This is a genomic window from Noviherbaspirillum phoenicis (assembly GCF_047237965.1).
Taxonomy (GTDB): Bacteria; Pseudomonadota; Gammaproteobacteria; order Burkholderiales; family Burkholderiaceae_D; genus Noviherbaspirillum_A.
The window spans coordinates 3,549,449-3,568,723 of sequence record NZ_JBDFLX010000001.1 but is presented as its reverse complement, the minus strand read 5'-3'; the positions used below and the strand labels follow the sequence as shown (position 1 = coordinate 3,568,723).

17 protein-coding genes are annotated in these 19,275 nt (G+C 65.3%); 5 read left to right on the top strand and 12 right to left on the bottom strand.

What is annotated here, in order from left to right; translation table 11 throughout:
• The first annotated feature begins 2 nt into the window (after window positions 1–2).
• The gene (kefC, locus tag ABC383_RS15895) at window positions 3–1,805 is read left to right on the top strand and encodes a glutathione-regulated potassium-efflux system protein KefC (protein ID WP_413015056.1); all 1,803 of its coding nucleotides are present in this window, start codon (window positions 3–5) and stop codon (window positions 1,803–1,805) included.
• A gap of 6 nt (window positions 1,806–1,811) precedes the next feature.
• Here the strand turns inward: kefC and ABC383_RS15890 are convergent, their stop codons facing one another.
• The 3 genes from ABC383_RS15890 to ABC383_RS15880 all read right to left on the bottom strand — a co-directional run bounded on the left by ABC383_RS15890 (window position 1,812) and on the right by ABC383_RS15880 (window position 4,706).
• Window positions 1,812–3,221, bottom strand: a complete 1,410-nt coding sequence (locus ABC383_RS15890; RefSeq protein ID WP_413015055.1) for a DHA2 family efflux MFS transporter permease subunit — start codon at window positions 3,219–3,221, stop codon at window positions 1,812–1,814.
• A gap of 80 nt (window positions 3,222–3,301) precedes the next feature.
• Window positions 3,302–3,496 carry a DUF2905 domain-containing protein gene (locus tag ABC383_RS15885; RefSeq protein ID WP_413015054.1) on the bottom strand — a complete coding sequence of 65 codons (195 nt, stop codon included), beginning with the start codon at window positions 3,494–3,496 and terminating at the stop codon, window positions 3,302–3,304.
• A 49-nt stretch (window positions 3,497–3,545) separates the two neighbouring features.
• Window positions 3,546–4,706, bottom strand: a complete 1,161-nt coding sequence (locus ABC383_RS15880; protein ID WP_413015053.1) for a class I SAM-dependent methyltransferase — start codon at window positions 4,704–4,706, stop codon at window positions 3,546–3,548.
• Window positions 4,707–4,743: 37 nt separating this feature from the next.
• Here ABC383_RS15880 and ABC383_RS15875 point away from each other — a divergent pair, with 37 nt between their 5' ends.
• From ABC383_RS15875 to ABC383_RS15865, 3 genes are all read left to right on the top strand, one after another.
• On the top strand, window positions 4,744–5,547 hold the full coding sequence (locus ABC383_RS15875; RefSeq protein ID WP_413015052.1) for an SDR family oxidoreductase: 804 nt from the start codon (window positions 4,744–4,746) through the stop codon (window positions 5,545–5,547).
• A 33-nt stretch (window positions 5,548–5,580) separates the two neighbouring features.
• Window positions 5,581–5,976: a dihydroneopterin aldolase gene (locus tag ABC383_RS15870; RefSeq protein ID WP_413015051.1), complete on the top strand. Its 396-nt coding sequence runs from the start codon at window positions 5,581–5,583 to the stop codon at window positions 5,974–5,976.
• A gap of 250 nt (window positions 5,977–6,226) precedes the next feature.
• Entirely contained in the window at window positions 6,227–8,095 is a 1,869-nt protein-coding gene (locus tag ABC383_RS15865) for a hypothetical protein (protein WP_413015050.1), read from the top strand.
• A gap of 83 nt (window positions 8,096–8,178) precedes the next feature.
• Here ABC383_RS15865 and ttcA read toward each other — a convergent pair whose 3' ends face one another.
• Window positions 8,179–9,129, bottom strand: coding sequence for a tRNA 2-thiocytidine(32) synthetase TtcA (ttcA, locus tag ABC383_RS15860; protein ID WP_413015049.1), 951 nt, complete (start codon window positions 9,127–9,129; stop codon window positions 8,179–8,181).
• A 1,112-nt stretch (window positions 9,130–10,241) separates the two neighbouring features.
• Between ttcA and ABC383_RS15855 the strand changes: the two genes are divergently transcribed.
• On the top strand, window positions 10,242–11,696 hold the full coding sequence (locus tag ABC383_RS15855) for an App1 family protein phosphatidate phosphatase (RefSeq protein WP_413015048.1): 1,455 nt from the start codon (window positions 10,242–10,244) through the stop codon (window positions 11,694–11,696).
• On the opposite strand, the gene fdhD is transcribed toward ABC383_RS15855, so the two are convergent.
• From fdhD to ABC383_RS15815, 8 genes are all read right to left on the bottom strand, one after another.
• A complete protein-coding gene (fdhD, locus tag ABC383_RS15850; protein WP_413015047.1) occupies window positions 11,697–12,524 on the bottom strand; it encodes a formate dehydrogenase accessory sulfurtransferase FdhD in 828 nt (275 codons plus the stop codon).
• Window positions 12,521–14,812 carry an FdhF/YdeP family oxidoreductase gene (locus ABC383_RS15845; RefSeq protein WP_413015046.1) on the bottom strand — a complete coding sequence of 764 codons (2,292 nt, stop codon included), beginning with the start codon at window positions 14,810–14,812 and terminating at the stop codon, window positions 12,521–12,523. Before ABC383_RS15845 ends, fdhD begins: the two co-directional genes overlap by 4 nt.
• Before the next feature lie 81 nt (window positions 14,813–14,893).
• Window positions 14,894–16,228, bottom strand: coding sequence for a cation:proton antiporter (locus tag ABC383_RS15840; protein ID WP_413015045.1), 1,335 nt, complete (start codon window positions 16,226–16,228; stop codon window positions 14,894–14,896).
• Window positions 16,229–16,307: 79 nt separating this feature from the next.
• A complete protein-coding gene (locus tag ABC383_RS15835) occupies window positions 16,308–16,643 on the bottom strand; it encodes a Na+/H+ antiporter subunit G (RefSeq protein ID WP_413015044.1) in 336 nt (111 codons plus the stop codon).
• A 16-nt stretch (window positions 16,644–16,659) separates the two neighbouring features.
• Window positions 16,660–16,929 (bottom strand): K+/H+ antiporter subunit F, encoded by a 270-nt coding sequence (locus tag ABC383_RS15830; protein WP_413015043.1) that lies wholly within the window; start codon window positions 16,927–16,929, stop codon window positions 16,660–16,662.
• The gene (locus ABC383_RS15825) at window positions 16,923–17,411 is read right to left on the bottom strand and encodes a Na+/H+ antiporter subunit E (RefSeq protein WP_413015042.1); all 489 of its coding nucleotides are present in this window, start codon (window positions 17,409–17,411) and stop codon (window positions 16,923–16,925) included. The genes ABC383_RS15830 and ABC383_RS15825 overlap by 7 nt, the downstream gene beginning before the upstream one ends.
• The gene (locus tag ABC383_RS15820) at window positions 17,408–18,949 is read right to left on the bottom strand and encodes a monovalent cation/H+ antiporter subunit D (RefSeq protein WP_413015041.1); all 1,542 of its coding nucleotides are present in this window, start codon (window positions 18,947–18,949) and stop codon (window positions 17,408–17,410) included. The genes ABC383_RS15825 and ABC383_RS15820 overlap by 4 nt, the downstream gene beginning before the upstream one ends.
• On the bottom strand, window positions 18,942–19,274 hold the full coding sequence (locus ABC383_RS15815) for a Na+/H+ antiporter subunit C (protein ID WP_413015040.1): 333 nt from the start codon (window positions 19,272–19,274) through the stop codon (window positions 18,942–18,944). Before ABC383_RS15815 ends, ABC383_RS15820 begins: the two co-directional genes overlap by 8 nt.
• Between the last annotated feature and the right edge of the window lies 1 nt (window position 19,275).

Sequence of the window (19,275 nt, the reverse complement as noted above, 5' to 3'; positions counted from 1 at the left end):
CGATGGATCACAGCCTGTTGCAGAACGCCCTGATTTACCTGCTGGCCGCGGTCGTGGCGGTGCCGATCGCCAAGCGCCTCGGCCTGGGTGCGGTGTTGGGCTACCTGCTGGCCGGCATCGCCATCGGGCCCTGGGGCCTGGGCCTGATCAGCGGTGTGGAAAATCTTCTGCACTTCTCGGAATTCGGCGTGGTGCTGCTGCTGTTCCTGATCGGACTGGAACTGGAGCCGAAGCGGCTATGGGCGATGCGCCGGCCGATCTTTGGCGGCGGCGGCGCGCAGGTGCTGCTGGTGGCGGCGGCGCTGGCCGGGACGGCGCTGCTGTTCGGCATAGACTGGAAAGTGGCGCTGATCGCAGCCCTGGGGCTGTCGCTGTCGTCGACGGCGATTGCGCTGGCGACGCTGGAGGAGCGCAACCTGATGGCCACGCCGGCCGGCGCGGCCGGTTTTTCCATCCTGCTGTTCCAGGACATCGCGGCGATTCCGATGATTGCCATCGTCCCGATGCTGGGCGTGTCGTCCGGACAGGACAGCACCAGCTGGGTCGACGCGGCGCGGATCATCGCGGTGATCGCGGCGCTGGTGCTGGGCGGGCGCTTCCTGATCCGCCCGGCGCTGCGCATGATCGCCGGAACCGGCATGCGCGAGATCTTCACCGCCTTTGCGCTGCTCCTGGTGATCGCGATCGCGATGCTGATGCAATGGGTCGGGCTGTCGATGGCGCTCGGCACCTTCCTCGCCGGCGTGCTGCTGGCCGATTCGGAATACCGGCATGCGCTGGAGTCGGACCTGGAGCCGTTCAAGGGCCTGCTGCTGGGGCTGTTCTTTACGGCGGTCGGCATGTCGGTGGATTTCGCCGTGTTCCTGGCCCAGCCGTGGCGCATCCTGGGCATGGTCGTCCTGTTTCTCGTCATCAAGGGACTGGTGCTGTATCTGCTGGCGATGAAGCTCGGCGTTGCCCGCGGCCAGCGGGCGCTGTTTGCCTTCGTGCTGGCCCAGGGCGGGGAATTTGCCTTCGTGGTGTTCGGCGCCGCCGCCACGGCGCGGGTGTTCAGCCAGGAGCAGGCGGCGGTGCTGGTGGTGACGGTCACGCTGTCGATGATGGCCACGCCGCTGTTGCTGCTCTGGCATGACAAGGTGATCGCGCCGCGCCACGCGGCTGGGAAACAACGCCCGGACGACAAGCCGGAAGCCAAGGAAGACCATGTGATCATTGCCGGCTTCGGCCGCTTCGGTCAGATCGTCGGCCGCCTGCTGCATGCCAACGGCGTGTCGCTGACGGTGCTGGACCATGACCCGGACCAGATCGACCTGCTGCGCCGCTTCGGCTTCAAGGTGTTCTATGGCGACGCCACCCGCATCGACCTGCTGCATGCCGCCGGCGCCGCCGGTGCGCGGGCGCTGGTGCTGGCGATCGACGACGTGGAGGACAGCCTGAAGCTGGTGGACGCGGCGCGCGAGGTGTTTCCCGACCTGCCCATCCTGGCCCGCGCCCGCAACGTCAGCCACTACTACGACCTGATGGACCGCGGCGTCACCGTGATCGAGCGCGAAACCTTCGAGAGCGCTCTGCTGCTGGGCCGGCGCGTGATGCAGCATCTCGGCGCAAGCGCCTGGCAGGCGCGCCAGGCGACGATGAAATTCCGCGCCCATACCCTGAAGTCGCTGCTCGACGTCTATCCGTATTACCGCGACCAGCAGCAGTACGTGTCGATGGCGCGGCAGGCGCGCGACGAGCTGGAAGCCATGTTCGCCCGCGACGCCGCGGCGCGCGGCGAGAAACGCCGCGGCGGATGGGACGATTAGGCAGGATCAGTTCGGCGCGGCCGCCTGCGGCTCGCGCATGCGCCAGGCCGCCAGCACCGCCAGCGCCGACACCACGGCGATGAACAGGAAAGTCTCGTCGAAGGCGCGCAGCGGATGCGCGCCCCCGGCCGGGTAGAGCGCCAGACGCCATTCCAGCACGATGCCCACCAGCGACACCCCGATGGCGCCGCCCAGCTGGCGCAGGAAATTGATGGTGCTGGATCCCTGCGCGATCAGGTTGTAGTCGACGCCGCGCATCGCGCCCAGGCTGAGCGCCGGCAGCACCAGGCCCAGACCGATGCGGCCGACGATGGCCCACAGCATCAGCACGACATAGCTGGTATCGGCCTGCACCATGGCCATCAGCGCGAACGACAGCGCCAGCAGCGAGACGCCGGCGGCGACCAGCACATGCGGCCGGTAGCGGTCCACCAGCCGGCCGCCGAGCCAGATCGTCACCGCCAGCACGCCGCCGGCCGGCAGCAGCACCAGGCCGGCCTGCGACGGCTGGTAATGCAGGCCGATCTGCATGTACACCGGCAGCAGGTAGGTCGAGCCGAACAGGCCCATGCCGTAGATGAAGGCGACCAGCGCGCCCATGGCGAACTGCGGATAGCGGAACAGGGTCATGTTCATCAGCGGGTTGGCGGTGCGCAGCTGGTAGGCGACGAAGCCGGCCAGGCCGGCCACGCCGAGCGCCAGCAGCACCAGCGCGAGCGTGCCCTGCTGGCGCACCTCCACCAGGCCGTTCAACAGGCAGATGATGGCCACGCCCGCCAGCAGCAGGCCGCGCCAGTCGAGCGGCTTGCCGTTGCCGCCGCTGCCGCCCAGCGGCAGGTAGCGGTTGGCCATGGCCAGCACGGTCAGGCAGAACGGCACCATGATAAAGAAGATCGAGCGCCAGCCGAAATGCTCGACCAGGAAGCCGCCGATGCTGGGGCCGATCGCAGGCGCCAGCACCACGCCGAAGCCGAACAGGCCCATCGCCCTGCCCTGCTCTTCCTTGGCGAAGGAGCGCAGGATCATGATGGCCGGTATCGGCTGCACCACGCCGCAGGCCAGGCCTTCGGCCACGCGCATGGCGATCAGCATCGCGTAGTTGACGGAGATGCCGCCAAAGATGCCGCCGGCCAGCAGCAGCAGCATTGCGCCGGCATAGGTGCGCAGCAGGCCGAAGCGCAACAGCAGCCAGGGCGTGGTCAGCATGGACAGCGTCATGGCCAGCATGAAGCTGGTCGATACCCACTGGGCGCGTTCCTGGCCCAGCGTGAAATGGCGGCTCAGGTCGGGCACCGCGACATTGACGATGGTGGAGGACATGATCGCCGCCATCGAGCCGATCATCACGGTCACCAGGACCAGCCATTTGTGTCGCTCGCCGTAGCGCGCCTGCAGTTGTTCCCGGGTCAGGGCCATGTGTCTCTGGTTTTATTGTTTGGCCGGGCAGTATACCCAGTTGCATGGCGGCCCTGCTTGCGCCGGGCCTACGCTTCGTTCTAGAGGAAGCGGGCGACCAGGAAAATCACGGTGGAGAGCAGGATGGTGGAAGCGAAGGGAAGGAAGATTCTCTTGCCGAACAATGAAAAACTGACATCGCCCGGTAGGCGGCCCACGCCCAGCTTTTCCAGCCAGGGCAGCAGCGCGGAAAAGACGATCAGGCCAATGAAGATGGTCAGGACCCAGCGGAACATGCGCGGCTTTCTGTGAGGTGGAACGTCGACGGCGAAAGCCCGATTGTACTCAAAGCCGATGGCTGCGGTCGTTGCGCGCGAACTGCGGCGGCAATTCGACCCGGGTGCCGAGCGCAATCACCTTGAACAGCTCGCCCATTTCCGCCGGCGAGGTCAGCTTCTGCACCTCGTTGGAGCGCGGCAGATAGCGCAGGCGGTCGCTGGCCGGGGTGCGCTGCAGGATGTCGGCGATGCCGGCGTCGATCAGGAAGGCGGCCTGACTTGCATAGCTCAGCACGTCCAGGCCGTTGGCGACCGCGGTCTGCGCCACGGCGGTAAAGTCGACATGGGCAGTGATGTCCTGCAGGCCCGGCATGTAGAACGGGTCGGGATGCGCATGATGGCGGTAGTGGCACATCAGCGTGCCTTCGGTGCGCTGCGGCAGATAGTACTCATGCGCCGGAAAGCCATAGTCGATCAGGAGGGCCGCGCCGCCGTGGCCGGTGTAGTCGAAGCCGGCGCGCAGCATACCGGCCAGCGTGCGCACGAAGCCCAGCGCGATCGGATGCACCTCGGTCAGATAACCTTCCGGCAAAAGCTCGGCATGCGGAATCTGCGCCAGCAGCGACGCATCGCATGGCCGGTCGCGGTAGACGAAGCCCCTGGGCGACAGGCCGATGCCACGCTCGCGCCAGCCGTGCGCGGTCTTGGTAACCAGCTGCACGGGCATCGCGTCCAGCACCTCGTTGCCCAGCACGACGCCCGAGAACACCGCCGGAAACTGGTCCAGCCAGGTCACCTGCGGAAAGCCGCGCAGGGTTTCCTGCTGGCGGGCGCGCAGTTCGCCGGACAGCTCGACGATGGAATAGCGGTGCACCGCCACGCCCATGGCCGAGAGTTCGTTGAGGATGTCGCGCGCGAGCTTGCCGGTGCCGGCGCCGAACTCCATGATCTGCGGCGTGGTCCTGCCTATCAGGTCGGCCACCACGTGGGCCAGGGTCTGGCCGAACAGGGGCGACATCTCGGGGGCGGTTGTAAAATCACCGTCCCTGCCGAGCTTGGCCGCGCCGCCGCTGTAGTAACCGAGGCCCGGCGCATACAGCGCCAGCTCCATGAATCGGGAGAAGGGAATCCAGCCGGAGTTGTGGCGGATGTCGTTCGCGATGAGGTTTTGCAGCGCGCGCGAGGCCATCAGCGCGTCGAGACCAGGATCAGGCAGTTGCAGTTGCATAGACGGTATTGTAGTCAAATAGGCTTGGAGGTTGTACATGAATCTACGCGGCGCCGGAAGGCTTGCACGCAGACATCAGACCACGAATGCCCGGAAAGTTGCACTCGTGACCGGCGCCGGCAAGCGCCTGGGCCGCGCCATTGCGCTGGCCATGGCCGACCAGGGCTGGGATATCGTGGTGCACTACCGGCATTCCGAAGATGACGCCGACCTGACGGTGCTGGACATCGAAAGCCGCGGCCGGCGCGCGCTGGCGCTGCAGTGCGACCTGTCCGACGAGGCCGCGGTGCGGGCGCTGCTGCCGCGCGCGGCCGGCTTCGGCCGGGTGTCCTGCGTGGTGAACAATGCCGCCCTGTTCGAAGAGGACGGCGCGGATGATTTTTCGACGGCGCGGCTGGATGCGCACATGCATGCCAACCTGGCCGCGCCGGTATTGCTGGCGCAGGCGCTCCATGCGATCACGCCGGAGGACGAGCAGTCCGTGGTGATCAACCTGCTGGACCAGAAGCTGCACAACCTGAACCCCGATTTCCTGTCCTATACCCTGTCCAAGGCGGCGCTCGAAACCGCCACCACCATGCTGGCCCAGGCGCTCGCGCCCAGGGTGCGGGTGGTGGGCGTGGCGCCCGGCATCACGCTGCAGTCGGGCGACCAGACGCCCGAAGCCTTCGCGAAAGCCCACAAGGTCACGCCCCTGGGCCGCTCCAGCCTGCCGGAAGATGTAGCCGCCGCGGTCTGCTACCTTGCACAGGCTGGCGCGGTGACGGGCACGACGCTGCTGGTCGACGGCGGCCAGCACCTGATGCCGCTGCCGCGCGACGTAATGTTCCTTGCCACCTGAACGTGACCCTTTTCATAACCTGTAGAGAAACCCATGCTGCCTACCCTGTTTTACCCCGAACTGTCCGACTGCCGCCGCCTGTTCCTGCGCAACTATGAAGTGCAGATCAACATCGGCGTGCATGAATTTGAAAAGAAGGGCGAGCAGCGGGTGCTGATCAACGTCGACCTTTTCATCCCGCTGGCCATGTCGACGCCGCAGGCCGATCAGCTCGATGAAGTGGTCGACTACGACTTCATGCGCGACACCATCGCCCGCCGCATGGCCGAAGGCCACATCCACCTGCAGGAAACCCTGTGCGATGACGTCGCGCGCGCGATGCTGGCCCATCCCAAAGTGCGCGCGGTCAGGGTGTCGACCGAGAAGCCGGATGTGTATCCGGACTGCGAATCGGTGGGGGTGGAGGTGTTTCAGGTGAAGAAGGGTTGAGGCGGCCCGTACACTCATCAGCCTGGTACAGGTTGCCGGGCCAGCCACCTCCCGTGCAGCTGACCAATTAAAGAGCATGGGTCGAGTCCCGATTTGAACGACATTCACTGACTTTCCGGTTTCCCAAAATTACGAACCTCGTTTCCAAAATGGTTTACGCAAGTAATCCATAACGAAGCTTTTTGGGGGAACAATGATCGGGACAGGATTTGGCCGGTGGGATCGAGCACCGATACCGCGTGAGGATACGGTGCAAGGTGACAAGCGCGCGAGCCCTTACCGTCCTGTGCATGCGGGAAGCAGGTCGGCTGAAGTCTCACGATCCATTGATTCCATCCACCCCCCGACCAGCGAGGACTGGGAATGCCTTGGAGGCATAGACGCCGTCAGCGCGGATAAATCCGCCTCGCTGGAAAAGCTGCGAACCGATGCCTACCTGCTGAGTTTCCCAACCGGGGCACAGCTACGTCTGATCAATACCATTGTTGGGCCGGATGGCACCGCGCTTCCTGCTCCGGATGATCCTGTGCTAACTGAAACCGCCAGTTTACTGGATCAATACAACGCCCTGGCAAATGAATACAACAATGACAAACTAAGGCGTTATTGGCACTGCGACGTCCGAGAGACGGAGTTGCAAGGCAAACTGACAGCGCTGGACGAGGCGCTGAAAAATGCCGTTGATCAGCCGGGAAGCAGCCGGGGTGGCGCATTCCAGGCCTTGCGTAACGGCTTGCGTGAAGCGGACATCCTTCGCGGGTTAAGAACTGACTGGCGTTACTGGGAAATGCTGGGCGTGTCGCCGGCAGAATTCGAGCATGCAGCCAAAGACCCGACTTACCTCCGCGCATGGCGAAAAAAGGGATTTTCAGCAAGGGAGGCCTTGTCATTCAAAAACGCCGGCTATGCGCCTGAACAGGTGCTTCATCTGAAACGCACCGGCATTACAGGGCAAATTGCAAAGCAACTGATACAGCGCGGTTACACCAGGGAATTTTTCGAGGAGACGCTCGGCAAGCGAGCGAGTCTGGCCCAGGCAGAGCTTTTTCTTCAGGACCATCATGACGCATGGGCAGAAAACCAAGGACGGGAATTCGGCAACGGAGCATTCAATACCGTCTTTGCAAGGTTCTTCATCAAGGACGGGCAACATCCAAACCCTGCAGTCAGAGCAGTGCACGCAGCGAAAGCGGAAAGAATATTCAAACCGGAAAAATTCATTGCCGCTTCAGCGACATCAAATGGCAACGGCACAGTCAGGAGTTGCGATTTGCAAGCTGGCGAGCTGATCGCGGGAGAAGGCAACGACTCGGGGCTGCTTACCTTGCATATCTTTGGACTGATAGGACCGGAAACGCTTGCGGATCCGCGCATTATTGGCCGCAATCTTGCTTCCTATCGTTTGGCAAAGGCATTCGGAGCGGACGTTATCGTTGAATCCGAACTTGCGATTTCGACTGTGCCTCTTACTGACACGGAAAAATCCGAATACCAGGCCAGGACAGGGCGCCAAGCTCCTGATTTCGTCTTCATGCCAGGCGTCATGATGGAAAAAGCGGAGGAAACCTATCGCCGGTTCCAAGGTGCTGAATTGGCCAAGCCGGATGCCGGTTCCGACGCCGGCGCCGAACTTTATCGGAATCTGACGTGGCTAATGCTGCTCGACCAAGCCAGCGGCCAGATAGACCGTAATGAGGACAACATGCGTTTAACTGCCCAAGGAGAGGTCAAGGGCATCGACAACGATCAGTCCTGGCCTGCCAGAAGCGGAGAGCCGAAATATTTCGGGTTTTTATTTGAGGGTCTGAACTGGACTCTGAGGGATGAAAAAACCGGCTATCCGCGCATCGTCGACGAAAAAATGGTCGCCAGCCTATGCGGCTTTTCCGAGATGGAACTCAGGCAATGGAGAGCCGGACAACTCCCCGCATCCGCCATAAGCATAGCGACATCAAGAGCGAGGAAAACACTCGCGCAGGCAGTCAGGGGCTGTATTACCAAAGCCGAAATGCAGGCCGGACAACAAAGGCTGCGTGCGCTTCAAGGCTACCTGCTGGGGAATACGGTAAAAGTCATTTCCGACTGGCGAACCGAATATGAAGCAGCGGCGAAGAGCTGAATCCAGTTTCCGAGGTGAGCGTTTCAGGCCGCTGATCCCGCACAAGGCGGCGTGGCAGCGCCGTGCAGAAAGCGGGCAACGCCTCAGATCAGCTTGACCACGCTGCCGCCCTGCGCCGGCGTTTCTTCCGGGTCGAACAGCCGGTCGCCTTCCACCGGGGCGCCTTCCTTCAGCGTGAAGGCATTGAAGTCGAACAGGTCGCGGTCCAGCATGTGGGACGGCGTCACATTGCCCATCGCGGTGAACATGCTCTTGACCCACAGCGGGTTCTTCGCTTCCCACTGCTTCGTCATTTCCTTCATGGCCTGGCGCTGCAGGTTGGGCTGCGAGCCGCACAGGTTGCAGGGGATGATGGGGAACTGCATCGCCGCCGCGTACTTCTTGATGTCGGACTCCTTGCAGTAGGCCAGCGGACGGATCACGATGTTCTCGCCGTCGTCGGCGCGCAGCTTGGGCGGCATGGTCTTGATGGTGCCGCCATAGAACAGGTTGAGCATGAAGGTGTGCAGGATGTCGTCGCGGTGATGGCCGAGCGCGATCTTGGTCGCGCCGATCTCCTTGGCGGTGCGGTACAGGATGCCGCGCCGCAGCCGCGAGCACAGCGAGCAGGTGGTCTTGCCGGGCGCGATCTTGTCCTTGACGATGCTGTAGGTGTCTTCCTCAACGATCTTGTAGGGCACGCCGATGCCGTCTAAATAGCGCGGCAGCACGTGCTCCGGGAAGCCGGGCTGCTTCTGGTCGAGGTTGACGGCGAACAGTTCGAAGCGGATCGGAGCGACGCGCTGCAGATAGCGCAGGGTTTCCAGCATGGTGTAGCTGTCGGCGCCGCCGGACAGGCAGACCATCACCCGGTCGCCTTCCTCGATCATGCCGAAGTCGATCACGGCCTTGCCGGTCAGGCGGCGCAGATTCTTTTCCAGGATCTCAAAGCGCCGCGAACCGGTATGCATCATCTCCTGGGCGGAGGTTTGCTCGTCGGTGTCGGCAGCGATGTCGATGTCAGGCTCGTTGACCGGGTTCACAGCGGTATTCATACGTGATCTCTTTGTTAAGGCATGGATGGCGGGGCGCGCGGCGGCGCCGGCCTGGACTTGCTGATTGCGGGAGACTCGCGCCGGACGGCGTCGGGCCTGGATTCAGACGAAGGCGGTATTTTCTCACACCGGGCCGGCGTCGGCTTGTGGGCGCAGCGGCTTGTGCCGGTGCAGGTGGCTTTTGACGTTGACGTTGACGTTGACGTTGACGTTGACGTTGACGTTGCTTTTGAAGTGGCCGTTGCCGTTGCCGTTGCTTTTGAAGTGGCCGTTGCCGTTGCAGTTAGGGTCCCCGTCTGTGTACCGCCGTGACGGCGATGCCCGGAGCGGAAAAAGGTGCGGCGTCTGTTTGAGTCAAGCGCAGCTTGGCGAGTTTAGCCGCGCCCCGCTCCGGGCATCGACGGCACGGGAACCCCGCGCAGCGGGGCGGCACAGTCGGGGTCGCCTTTTTTGGTTACTTTTTTGGCGAAGCAAAAAAGTGACTCGCCCGCCGGGGCGAACACCCGGCCTGGTCATGACGACAGTGCAGTCGGCTTGTTTCACCAGGGGTAAGGCGTCACTGCGAAGCAGCAGTTGCTTTTGAAGTTGAAGTTTGAAGTTTCAATACGAACGTCAACAACAACACCGACAGTGCTGCCCGTGCCTTGCCGGGTGACGCAAGACGGCTGCACTGTCGTGGAGACAAGCCGGGAGTCCGTCCCGGCGGCCGGGTTACTTTTTTTGCTTCGCCAAAAAAAGTAACCAAAAAAAGGCGACCCGGTGATCGCGCCCCGCTGCGCGGGGTGCCCGTGCCAGCGGTACCCGGAGCGGGGCGCGGCTAAACTCGCCAAGCTGCGCTTGGCTCAGACAGACGCCGCACCTTTTCCCGCTCCGGGCACCGCTGACACGGCGCGCTCAACGGGACTTCACTGCCACTTCACAAACAACGGCAACGGCAACGGCAACGGCAACTGTCGCTGCGCGTGCTTTAACCGCAACCGCAACCGCAACCGCGAAAGCGTATCGCCCGCTAACCCCAACCATATTGACCAAAGTCCGGTCCACATATCCCGCAACCAGCCTGTCCACCCCGAATCTACGCAGAATAAGGTTACGCCACAACGGAGGAACCGATGACCTTTCTGATCTTGACCCGGCAAGGCTACGACGACCTGATGGCGCAGGGTGCGACGCTGGAAGCGATCTGGGTCAATCCGGACGTGATCTCGGATGACGAGATCGAACAGCTGCGCCAGCGGGGCGTGGCGCTGGCGGTGCTGCCGGAACGGGTCGATCCGCAAGCGCCGGCAGAACGCGAGGCGGCGGCGCTGCGACTGGCCGACGATGGGCCGCTGTGGATCGAATACGCGCCGCCGGACGCTGCCGGCGCACTTGCCGACACGTCGCAAGAGGCGCCCTCCTCGCGGCTGCCGCGCGCGCTGCAGCAGGCGCAGGAAAGCGCGGCCCGGCTGGCGCGCCTGGCAGGCCGGCGCTTCAAGCGCTTCGCCGCGTCCGACGGCGCGGCCATCGTGATTCCCTATATCGGCTACGGCACGACCGGACGCCTGCTGCTGCGCGGCCGGGTGCTGAAGGACGAGGGCTTCGTCACGCCCGAAGCCGGGCACAGCGGCTGGCGCAACCTGACCGAGCTGTACAAGCGGCTGGGCTCGGACGAGGTGCCCGGCGCAAGGCTGCGCGCCCGTTTCCAGGGCGCGGAACAGGAGATCGTGACCGACGATAACGGCTACTTCCAGGCGGAGCTGATCCTGTCGCAGCCGGTGGACGCCGGCTGGCAGCAGGTGGCGCTGGAGCTGCTGGACCCGGCGCCGGCCGCCGGCCAGGCAAGCGCCACCGCCGAAGTGCTGGTGCCGCCGGCCAGCGCAAGATTCGGCATCATCAGCGACATCGACGATACGGTGTTGTGGAGCAATGTGACCAACAAGATGCGCATGCTGAAGATGCTGGCCATCTCGAACGCCCATACCAGGAAGCCGTTCAAGGGCGTGGCCGCGTTCTACCGGGCGCTGCATGCGGGCGCCGACGGCAACGAAGCCAATCCGCTGTTCTATGTGTCGAGCAGCCCCTGGCATTTGTACACGCCGCTGGTCGACTTCCTGCGCTCCCAGAACCTGCCGATCGGCCCGCTGATGCTGAAGGAACTGGGCGTGAAAAGCCTGTTCGGCGCCGGCCGGCACCAGGAACACAAGCTGGCCAGCATCGAGCGCATCTTCGGCACGTATGCCGACCTGCCCTTCGTGCTGATCGGCGACAGCGGACAGGAAGATCCGGAGATCTACCGCGAACTGGTGCTGCGCCATCCGCAGCGCATCAAGGCCATCTACATTCGCAATGTGAATCCCGACCCGGAACGGATCGAGGCGATCGACCGGCTGGCCGAGGAAGTGAGGGCCAGCGGCGCGCAGCTGGTGCTGGTGCCGGACAGCGAATACGCCGCCACCCATGCGGCCGGCGAAGGGCTGATCGCCGCCGGCGCGCCGGCCGAGGTGCGGGCCGACAAGCGCGGCGACGAGTCCGCCACGGCCGCCGCACCGGCCACAGCGGCCACAGCTTCAACGCCGGGCGCCTGATCAGTCCGGGCGCACCCGCTCCGGATGGCTGTACACCAGCTGCCTGTCCTGGCGCACGAAACCGGCCAGCGTCAGGCCGCTCTGGTCGGCCAGGCGCACCGCCATCGCGGTGGGCGCCGAGATCGCCGCCAGCAGGCGGATGCCGGCGCATGCGGCCTTCTGCGCCATTTCGACGCTGGCGCGGCTGGTCACGATGGCGAAGCCTTCCCGCGCATCCATGCCGGCCTGGGCGATGGCGCCGACCAGCTTGTCCAGCGCATTGTGGCGGCCCACATCCTCGCGCGTGAAGAGCAGTTCGCCATCCCAGCGCGCCCAGCCGGCGGCATGCGCCGCGCCGGTGGCCTGGTGCAGCGCCTGGCGCTCCGCCAGCGCCCGCATCGCGGCATGGATGGCCGATGCCTGCGCGACGCCGCCCGCGGCCACCGGCGTGACCGGCCGCAGCACCTGGTCCAGGCTCTCGGTGCCGCACAGGCCGCAGCCGGTGCGGCCTGCCAGCGTGCGCCGGCGCAGCTTCAATGCATGCATGGCGGCGCCGGCGATGGTCATGCGCAGTTCGATGCCCTGCTCGCCCGCCACCACGTCCAGGTCATAGAGCTCGGCGCGGCTGGCCAGGATCGCCTCGGACAGGGAAAAGCCAAGCGCGAAGTCTTCCAGGTCGGTGGGCGAGGCCAGCAGCACCGCATGCGAAATGCCGTTGTAGACCAGCGCCACCGGCACTTCCTCCACAACGGTGTCGATGGCCTGCGCCGCCATGCCATGCCGCCATGCGCCCACTTCGCATGTGGGAGCCGGCATCGCCAGCGCCTGCATGTCGGCGACGGCGTTCATGCCGCCTCCATGCGGGTGAGCCTAATCGAGATCGCCTTGGCCGCCGGCACCATGCTTTCCTCGGCATGGTGCCAGAGCGGGATCAGCGGATTGCATTCGGGGAAATAGCCGGCGGCGCAGCCCTTGGGTATGTCATAGGGCGTGACCCGCAGGCCGGCCACGCTGCGCGCCACGCCGTCGCCGGCATGGGTGGCGGCGGTCACGCGGTCGCCTTCGGCCAGGCCCAGACGCGCGATGTCGTCGTGGTTCAGCAGCAGCACCATGCGGGTGCCGTAGACGCCGCGGAAGCGGTCGTCATGGTGGTACACCGTGGTGTTGAACTGGCCGTCCGAGCGCAGCGTGAACAGGCGCAGCACGTCGGCCGGCTCAGCCATGTCGGGGTTTTCATTCAGGGCTTCGGGCACGATGAAGTTGGCCTTGCCGGTCTTGGTCTTCCATTCGCGCTTCCTGGCCGCGATCGGCCGCGCAAAGCCGCCGGGCTGCCACATGCGCTCATTGAAGTCATGGAAGATCTCGGGATAGGTCTCGGCGATCGCATCGCGGATCAGGCTGTAGTCGCCGACCCACTTTTCCCAGTCCAGCTTGGGGTTGGGCGGCAGCAGCGCGCGGGCGATGCCGGCCACGATCGCCGGTTCGGACAGCAGGCTGTCGGCCGCCGGCTCGGCCACGCCGCGCGAGCCGTGCATGTGGCCGGTGCTGTCCTCGACCGACACCGACTGCTCGCCGCCGGCCTGGCGGTCGATCTCGATGCGGCCCAGGCAGGGCAGGATGAACGCCACCTCGCCATGCAGCACATGGCTGCGGTTGAGCTTGGTGGCGATCTGCACCGACAGCCGCAGCCGCCGCCAGGCCGCTTCCAGCAGGGCCGTTTCCGGCGCGGCGCGCACGAAGTTGCCGCCCAGGCTGACGAAGGCCTTGACGTCGCCCGACAGTATGCCCTCGCAGGATTCCACCGTGGCCAGGCCCTTCTCGCGCGGCGCCTTGAAGCCGTACTGTTGCTCCAGCTTGTCCAGCGGCGCCAGCTCCGGCTTTTCGGTGATGCCCACGGTGCGCTGGCCCTGCACGTTCGAATGGCCGCGCACCGGGCAGATGCCGGCGCCGGGCTTGCCGATATTGCCCTTCAACAGCAGCAGGTTGGACAGCATCTGCACGTTCTGCACGCCCTTCGTGTGCTGGGTCAGGCCCATGCCATAGATGCCGATCACGGCGCGCGCATTGGCATAGGCGCCGGCGGCCATTTCGAGCGCATTGCGCGCCAGGCCCGATTCGCGCTCGATGTCTTCCCAGCGCCAGCCGCGCACCGCCTCCAGGAATTCGGCATGGCCATGGGTGTGCTGCGCCAGGAAGCGCTCGTCCAGCACGCGCGCCCTGCCCGCCTGCTGCGCCGCATCGTCCCACTCCACCAGGAACTTGCACAGGCCCATCAGCGCGGCGCTGTCGCCGCCGGCCTTGAGCTGGTGGTACTGTGTGCTGATGCCGGTCTCGTCGGCGGTCAGCATCTGGGCCGGGTCCTGCGGATTGGTAAAGCTGACCAGGCCGCGCTCGCGCAGGGGATTGAAGGTGATCACCGGCACGCCGCGCTTGCGGGCTTCCTGCAGCTGGTGCAGCATGCGCGGGCTGTTGGTGCCGACGTTCTGGCCGAAGAAGAAGATGCAGTCGGTCTTCTCGAAGTCGTCCAGCGCCACGGTGCCGATCGGCACGCCGATGGTCTCGGGCAGCGCCACCGAGGTGCTTTCATGGCACATGTTGGAACTGTCGGGCAGGTTGTTGCAGCCATACATGCGCGCCAGCAGCTGGTACATGTAGGCCGTTTCCAGCGACGCCCGGCCGGAGGTATAGAACACGGCCGACTGCGGCGCGAGCTTCTTCAGTTCGGCGCCGATCTCGTCGAAGGCCTGCTGCCACGACACTTCCAGGTACCTGTCGGTGGCCGCGTCCCAGCGCAGAGGCGCCGTCAGCCGGCCCTCCTCTTCCAGCGCATGGTCGCTCCAGCCTTCCAGCTCGGTTGCGGTATGGCGCAGGAAAAAGTCCGGCGCCACCCGCTTGCTGGTGATTTCCCAGGCGGTGGCCTGGGCGCCGTTGGAGCAGAACTCGAAGGGATGCGGATGCGCTGGCTTTGCCCAGGCGCAGCTGACGCAGGCAAAGCCCCCGGGCTTGTTCTGGTGCAGCAGGATGCGGCTGCCGTTGAGGGCCGCGCCTTCCTTGAGCAACATGGAGGTCACGGCCTTGACCGAACCCCACCCGCCGGCAGGCTGGTGGGCGGATGTGAATTTTTCTTCCTTGCTCATGCGTGTTTCCTCCTTGACCCGCGCGCCGGGCCGTTCAGGAACCCGGGGATGGTCTGCAAATAAGGCGGTTGTGGATGGGGCTCAGTTCGCAGCGCCCCGCTGAACCTGTTTGCCAGCCTTGCCGGGCCGCTTCCAGAGACGGTTGAGCAGCGGCTTGACGCTGGTGCCATGGACCAGGATCGACAGGGTGATGACGACCAGGGTGATCTGTATCAGCTCGCGCGCCAGCTCGGTCGGCAAGCCATGCTGGATTGCGTAGCTGAGGTAATAGATGGAGCCGATGCCGCGCACGCCGAACCAGGCGGAGATGCAGCGGATGCGCATCGAGGTGTTGGTGCCGATCAGGCCCACGAACACGCTCAGCGGACGCGCCACCAGGAAGATGAACAGCGCCAGCCCGACCGTCATCCAGCTCCAGTATTGCCTGACCATCATGCCGCCCAGCAGCAGCACCAGCATCAGCTCCGACAGCCGCTCCAGATGTTCCTTGAATACCAGCGCTTCCACGCTGACGATATGCGGCGGCTGCGGCTGGCCTTCGCCGGCCGACGCCGTGCCGGCGTCCTCGCCTTCCAGCTGTTCCCGCTTCACGCCGGCCGAGCCGGCAAGCTTCAGTTCGGCCTGCCGCAGCGCCACGCCGGCAAAGAAGACCGACAGAAAGCCCCAGGCGCTGAAATGGACTGCCACGCCATAGACCACTGCAATCAGGCCCAGGCCCACCAGGTCGTCCAGTACATCATGCTTTTGCTCCATGCCGCGCAGCTTCCAGCCGGCATGCGCAATCACGATGCCGCCGATGACGCCGATGGCAATGCCGCCCAGCGTGGCCCAGGCGACATCGACCGCCAGCCAGCGCCAGCCATTCTCGCCAAGCTCATGCAGGCCGAGCAGGCCCAGGCCCAGCATCACGAAGGGGAAGGCGGTGCCGTCGTTCATGCCGGCTTCGCAGGTCAGCGTGAAACGCAGGCGGTCATTGTCGCCCGGGTGGCGGGTCTGGACGTCGGTGGCCAGCACCGGGTCGGTCGGCGCCAGCACGGCGCCCAGCAATATGCCCGCGCCCAGCGGCATGCCCAGGAACAGATAGCAGCAGGCCGCGATCAGGCCGACGGTGATGGTCATCGATACCCAGGCCAGCCGCACCGGGGCGCGCCAGGTCGACCACTTCACCGGCACCGGCATCTTCACGCCGGCGGAGAACAGCGAGATCAGCACCGCGATTTCAGTGAGCAGCTCCAGCAGGGCCGACTGCTCGATGGGGTCGAAATAGAAGATGCCCAGGACCATGGGCCCGAGGATGATGCCGACGGCCAGATAGATGATGGCCGAGGTGAACGGCAGGCGCTTGATCGCAGTCGCGCTGAGCCCACGCGTGAGCATCAGCACGCCCACCAGAACAAACCATAATGCGTTGGTCATTGCCGCGTGTCATGAGTGCAAAGCTGTCTGACCCACGGATGACGCCTTGGTTGCGTGAAAGACAAGAACCGGGCAACTGTTAAGCGTGGTCTTGATTATCCTCATGCGGCAGCGGGCAGACGGCGCGCACTTTCAGGTGCAGCGCCGCCCGGACCAGCAGGTGCGCGCTGACCGGCGTGCTGATGAACAGGAAAAGGGTGATCAGCAATTCATGCAGGCTCGGCGCGCCATGCGCGGCGAAATACAGCATCGATGCGACCAGCATGCCGCCCACGCCCAGGGTGGATGCCTTGGACGGCCCGTGCAGCCGCGAATAGAAGTCGGGCAGCTTGGCCAGGCCCCATGACCCGATCAGCGCAAACGATGCGCCAGCCAGCAGACAAAGGGAAATCAGCGCTTCCATGATGATAGACATGATGATGGCTCCGCCTTCATTCGATGATGTCGCCGCGCAGCAGGTACTTGGCCAGCATGGCCGTGCCGACGAATCCGACCATGCCCATGAGCAGCGCGATTTCGAAATAGGCGCGGCTGCCCTGCTGTATGCCGAACAGCACCAGCAGCGACAAGGCATTGACGTAGGCGGTGTCCAGGGCAACGATGCGGTCCGGAATGTCCGGGCCGCGCAGCAGGCGGTAGAGGTTCAGCAGCAGCGCCAGCCCCATGAACGAGGATGCAATCCAGATGGACACGGTCAGCATTCGAATATCTCCTTGAGCGGCTGTTCATACCGCAGCTTGATGTCATTGATGAGTTCCTGCTGGTCGGGCACGTTCAGCGCATGCACCAGCAGCCGGCGCCGGTCCTGGCTGATGCGCGAGGAAATGGTGCCGGGCGTCAGGGTGATGATGCTGGCCAGCGTATGCACCGCGTACGGCTCGCGCAGGTCCAGCGGCACTTCGATGAAGGCCGGCCGCAGCGCCGACGCCGGCCCCAGGATCAGGCGCGCCACCCGGAAGTTGGCGATCACGATGTCGGCCATCACCACGGCCAGCAGCCGGAGGATGTGCAGGGGCCGGCGCAGCGGCACCCTGCGGCCCAGCAGGCTGTCGCACAGCAGCGGCAGGCTCCATGCCAGAAAAGCGCCGAGCAGCAGGTGGGCCGGCGCCAGCGTGCTGTTCAACATCGGCCAGACCGCCAGCAGAACCAGCGACACCTGTGGATAGGGAAGCCAGCGTTTCATCGCACCGCTCCCGGCGTCGCGCTCGCGCCCTGGCGCAGGACGCTGCCGATGTACTGTGCTGGCTGCAGCAGTTGTTCGGCAGTGGCGGCCGTGTATGCGGCGGCGGTTTGCGCGCCCGCGCTCAGCGCCAGGATGCCGGCCAGAAGCAGCATCGCCGGCGCGGCCTCGGATGCCAGCCCGCGCACCACCGGATGCGGCGCGTCCTCGCCAGGCGGCGTGGTATGCCAGAACACCAGGCTGCCGGCGCGCGCCATCGCCAGCAAGGCCAGCAGCGCGTTGGCCAGCACCACCGCCCACACCAGCACCGCCAGGGGATGCGCCTGCGCCGCCTGCAGCAGCATGGCCTTGCCGAGAAAGCCCGACAGCGGCGGCAGGCCGACGGCGGCGATGGCGGCGCCGAAGTAGAGCAAACCCAGCGCGGCCGGATGCGCCGGCGCCGCGCCGCGCCCGATGCGGTCGCCTTCAGCGCGACGGCGGCGGATCAGATCGATCAGCAGGAACAGCAGGGCGATCGCCAGGGTGCTGTGCAACAGGTAGTAGAGCGCAGCGCCGATGGCGGCCGGCGAAAACATGCCGACGCCGATGCAGATCACGCCAACCGAAGCGATGTTGAGATAGCCCGCCATGGTGCGCAGCGTCTGGCCTGCCAGCACGCCGAAGCTCGCCACGGCCACCGTGAGCAGGGCTGCGGGCAGGAGCCACGGTTCGAACACGGCGGCGGCGACGCCCGCGTCCGGACCGAACACCAGGGTGCCCACGCGCAGGATGGCGTAGACGCCGATCTTGGTCATGATCGCAAACAGCGCCGCCACCGGCGCCTCGGCGGCGCCATAGGCGCGCGGCAGCCAGAAGTACAGCGGGAATAGCGCCGCCTTGATGGCGAACACCACCAGCAGCAGCAGGCCGCCGGCGCGGATCAGCGCGGCATTGGCGGCAGGCGCCGCAGCCACCTTCAGCGCCATGTCGGCCATGTTCAGGGTGCCGGTCATCGCATACAGCAGGCTCACGCCCACCAGGAACAGGAAGGAGCCGGTGAAGTTGATGGCGACATAATGCAGGGCCGGCACCAGCTGCTCCTTTGTGCCGCCCTGCAGCAGCAGGCAGTAGGAAGCGATCAGCAGCACCTCGAAAAACACGAACAGGTTGAACAGGTCGCCGGTCAGGAAGGCGCCGTTGATGCCCATGAGCTGGAACAGGAAGAGCGCGTAAAAGTGACCGCCGGCGGCGGCGCGGCTGCGCAGCGCATACAGCATGCTGCACAGCGCGATGGCCGCCGTCGCCAGCAGCATCAGCGCGGCCAGCCGGTCCAGCACCAGCACGATGCCGAATGGCGCCGGCCAGTTGCCCAGCGCATACACATGATGGCTGCCCTGCGCCGCCACACTGGTCAGCCATGCGGCCAGCAGCGCCAGGGCCGAGCAGACGGCAAGGCTAACCATGCGCTGGACGCGCGGCCCTGGCCGCAGCATGACCAGCGCCGCGGCCGCCAGCGCCGGCAGCACCACCGGCATGATGATCCAGTGGCCCCAGTCATTCATGGCGCGGTCCCGCATCGACGTGGTCGCTGCCGTGCGCATGGCGGGCGCGCACCGCCAGCACGACCACGAAGGCCGTCATGCCAAAGCCGATCACCAGCGCCGTCAGCACCAGCGCCTGCGGCAGCGGGTCGGCATAGGATGCGGCCTGGCCCGACACCAGCGGCGGCGCGCCCGAGGCCAGCCGCCCCATCACGAAGATGAACAGGTTGACCGCATAGGAAACCAGGGTCAGGCCCAGCACCATCGGGAAGGTGTGCGCCTGCAGCAGCAGGTAGACGCCGCCGGCCGTAAGCAGCCCGATTGCGCTGGCCATCAGGAGTTCCATG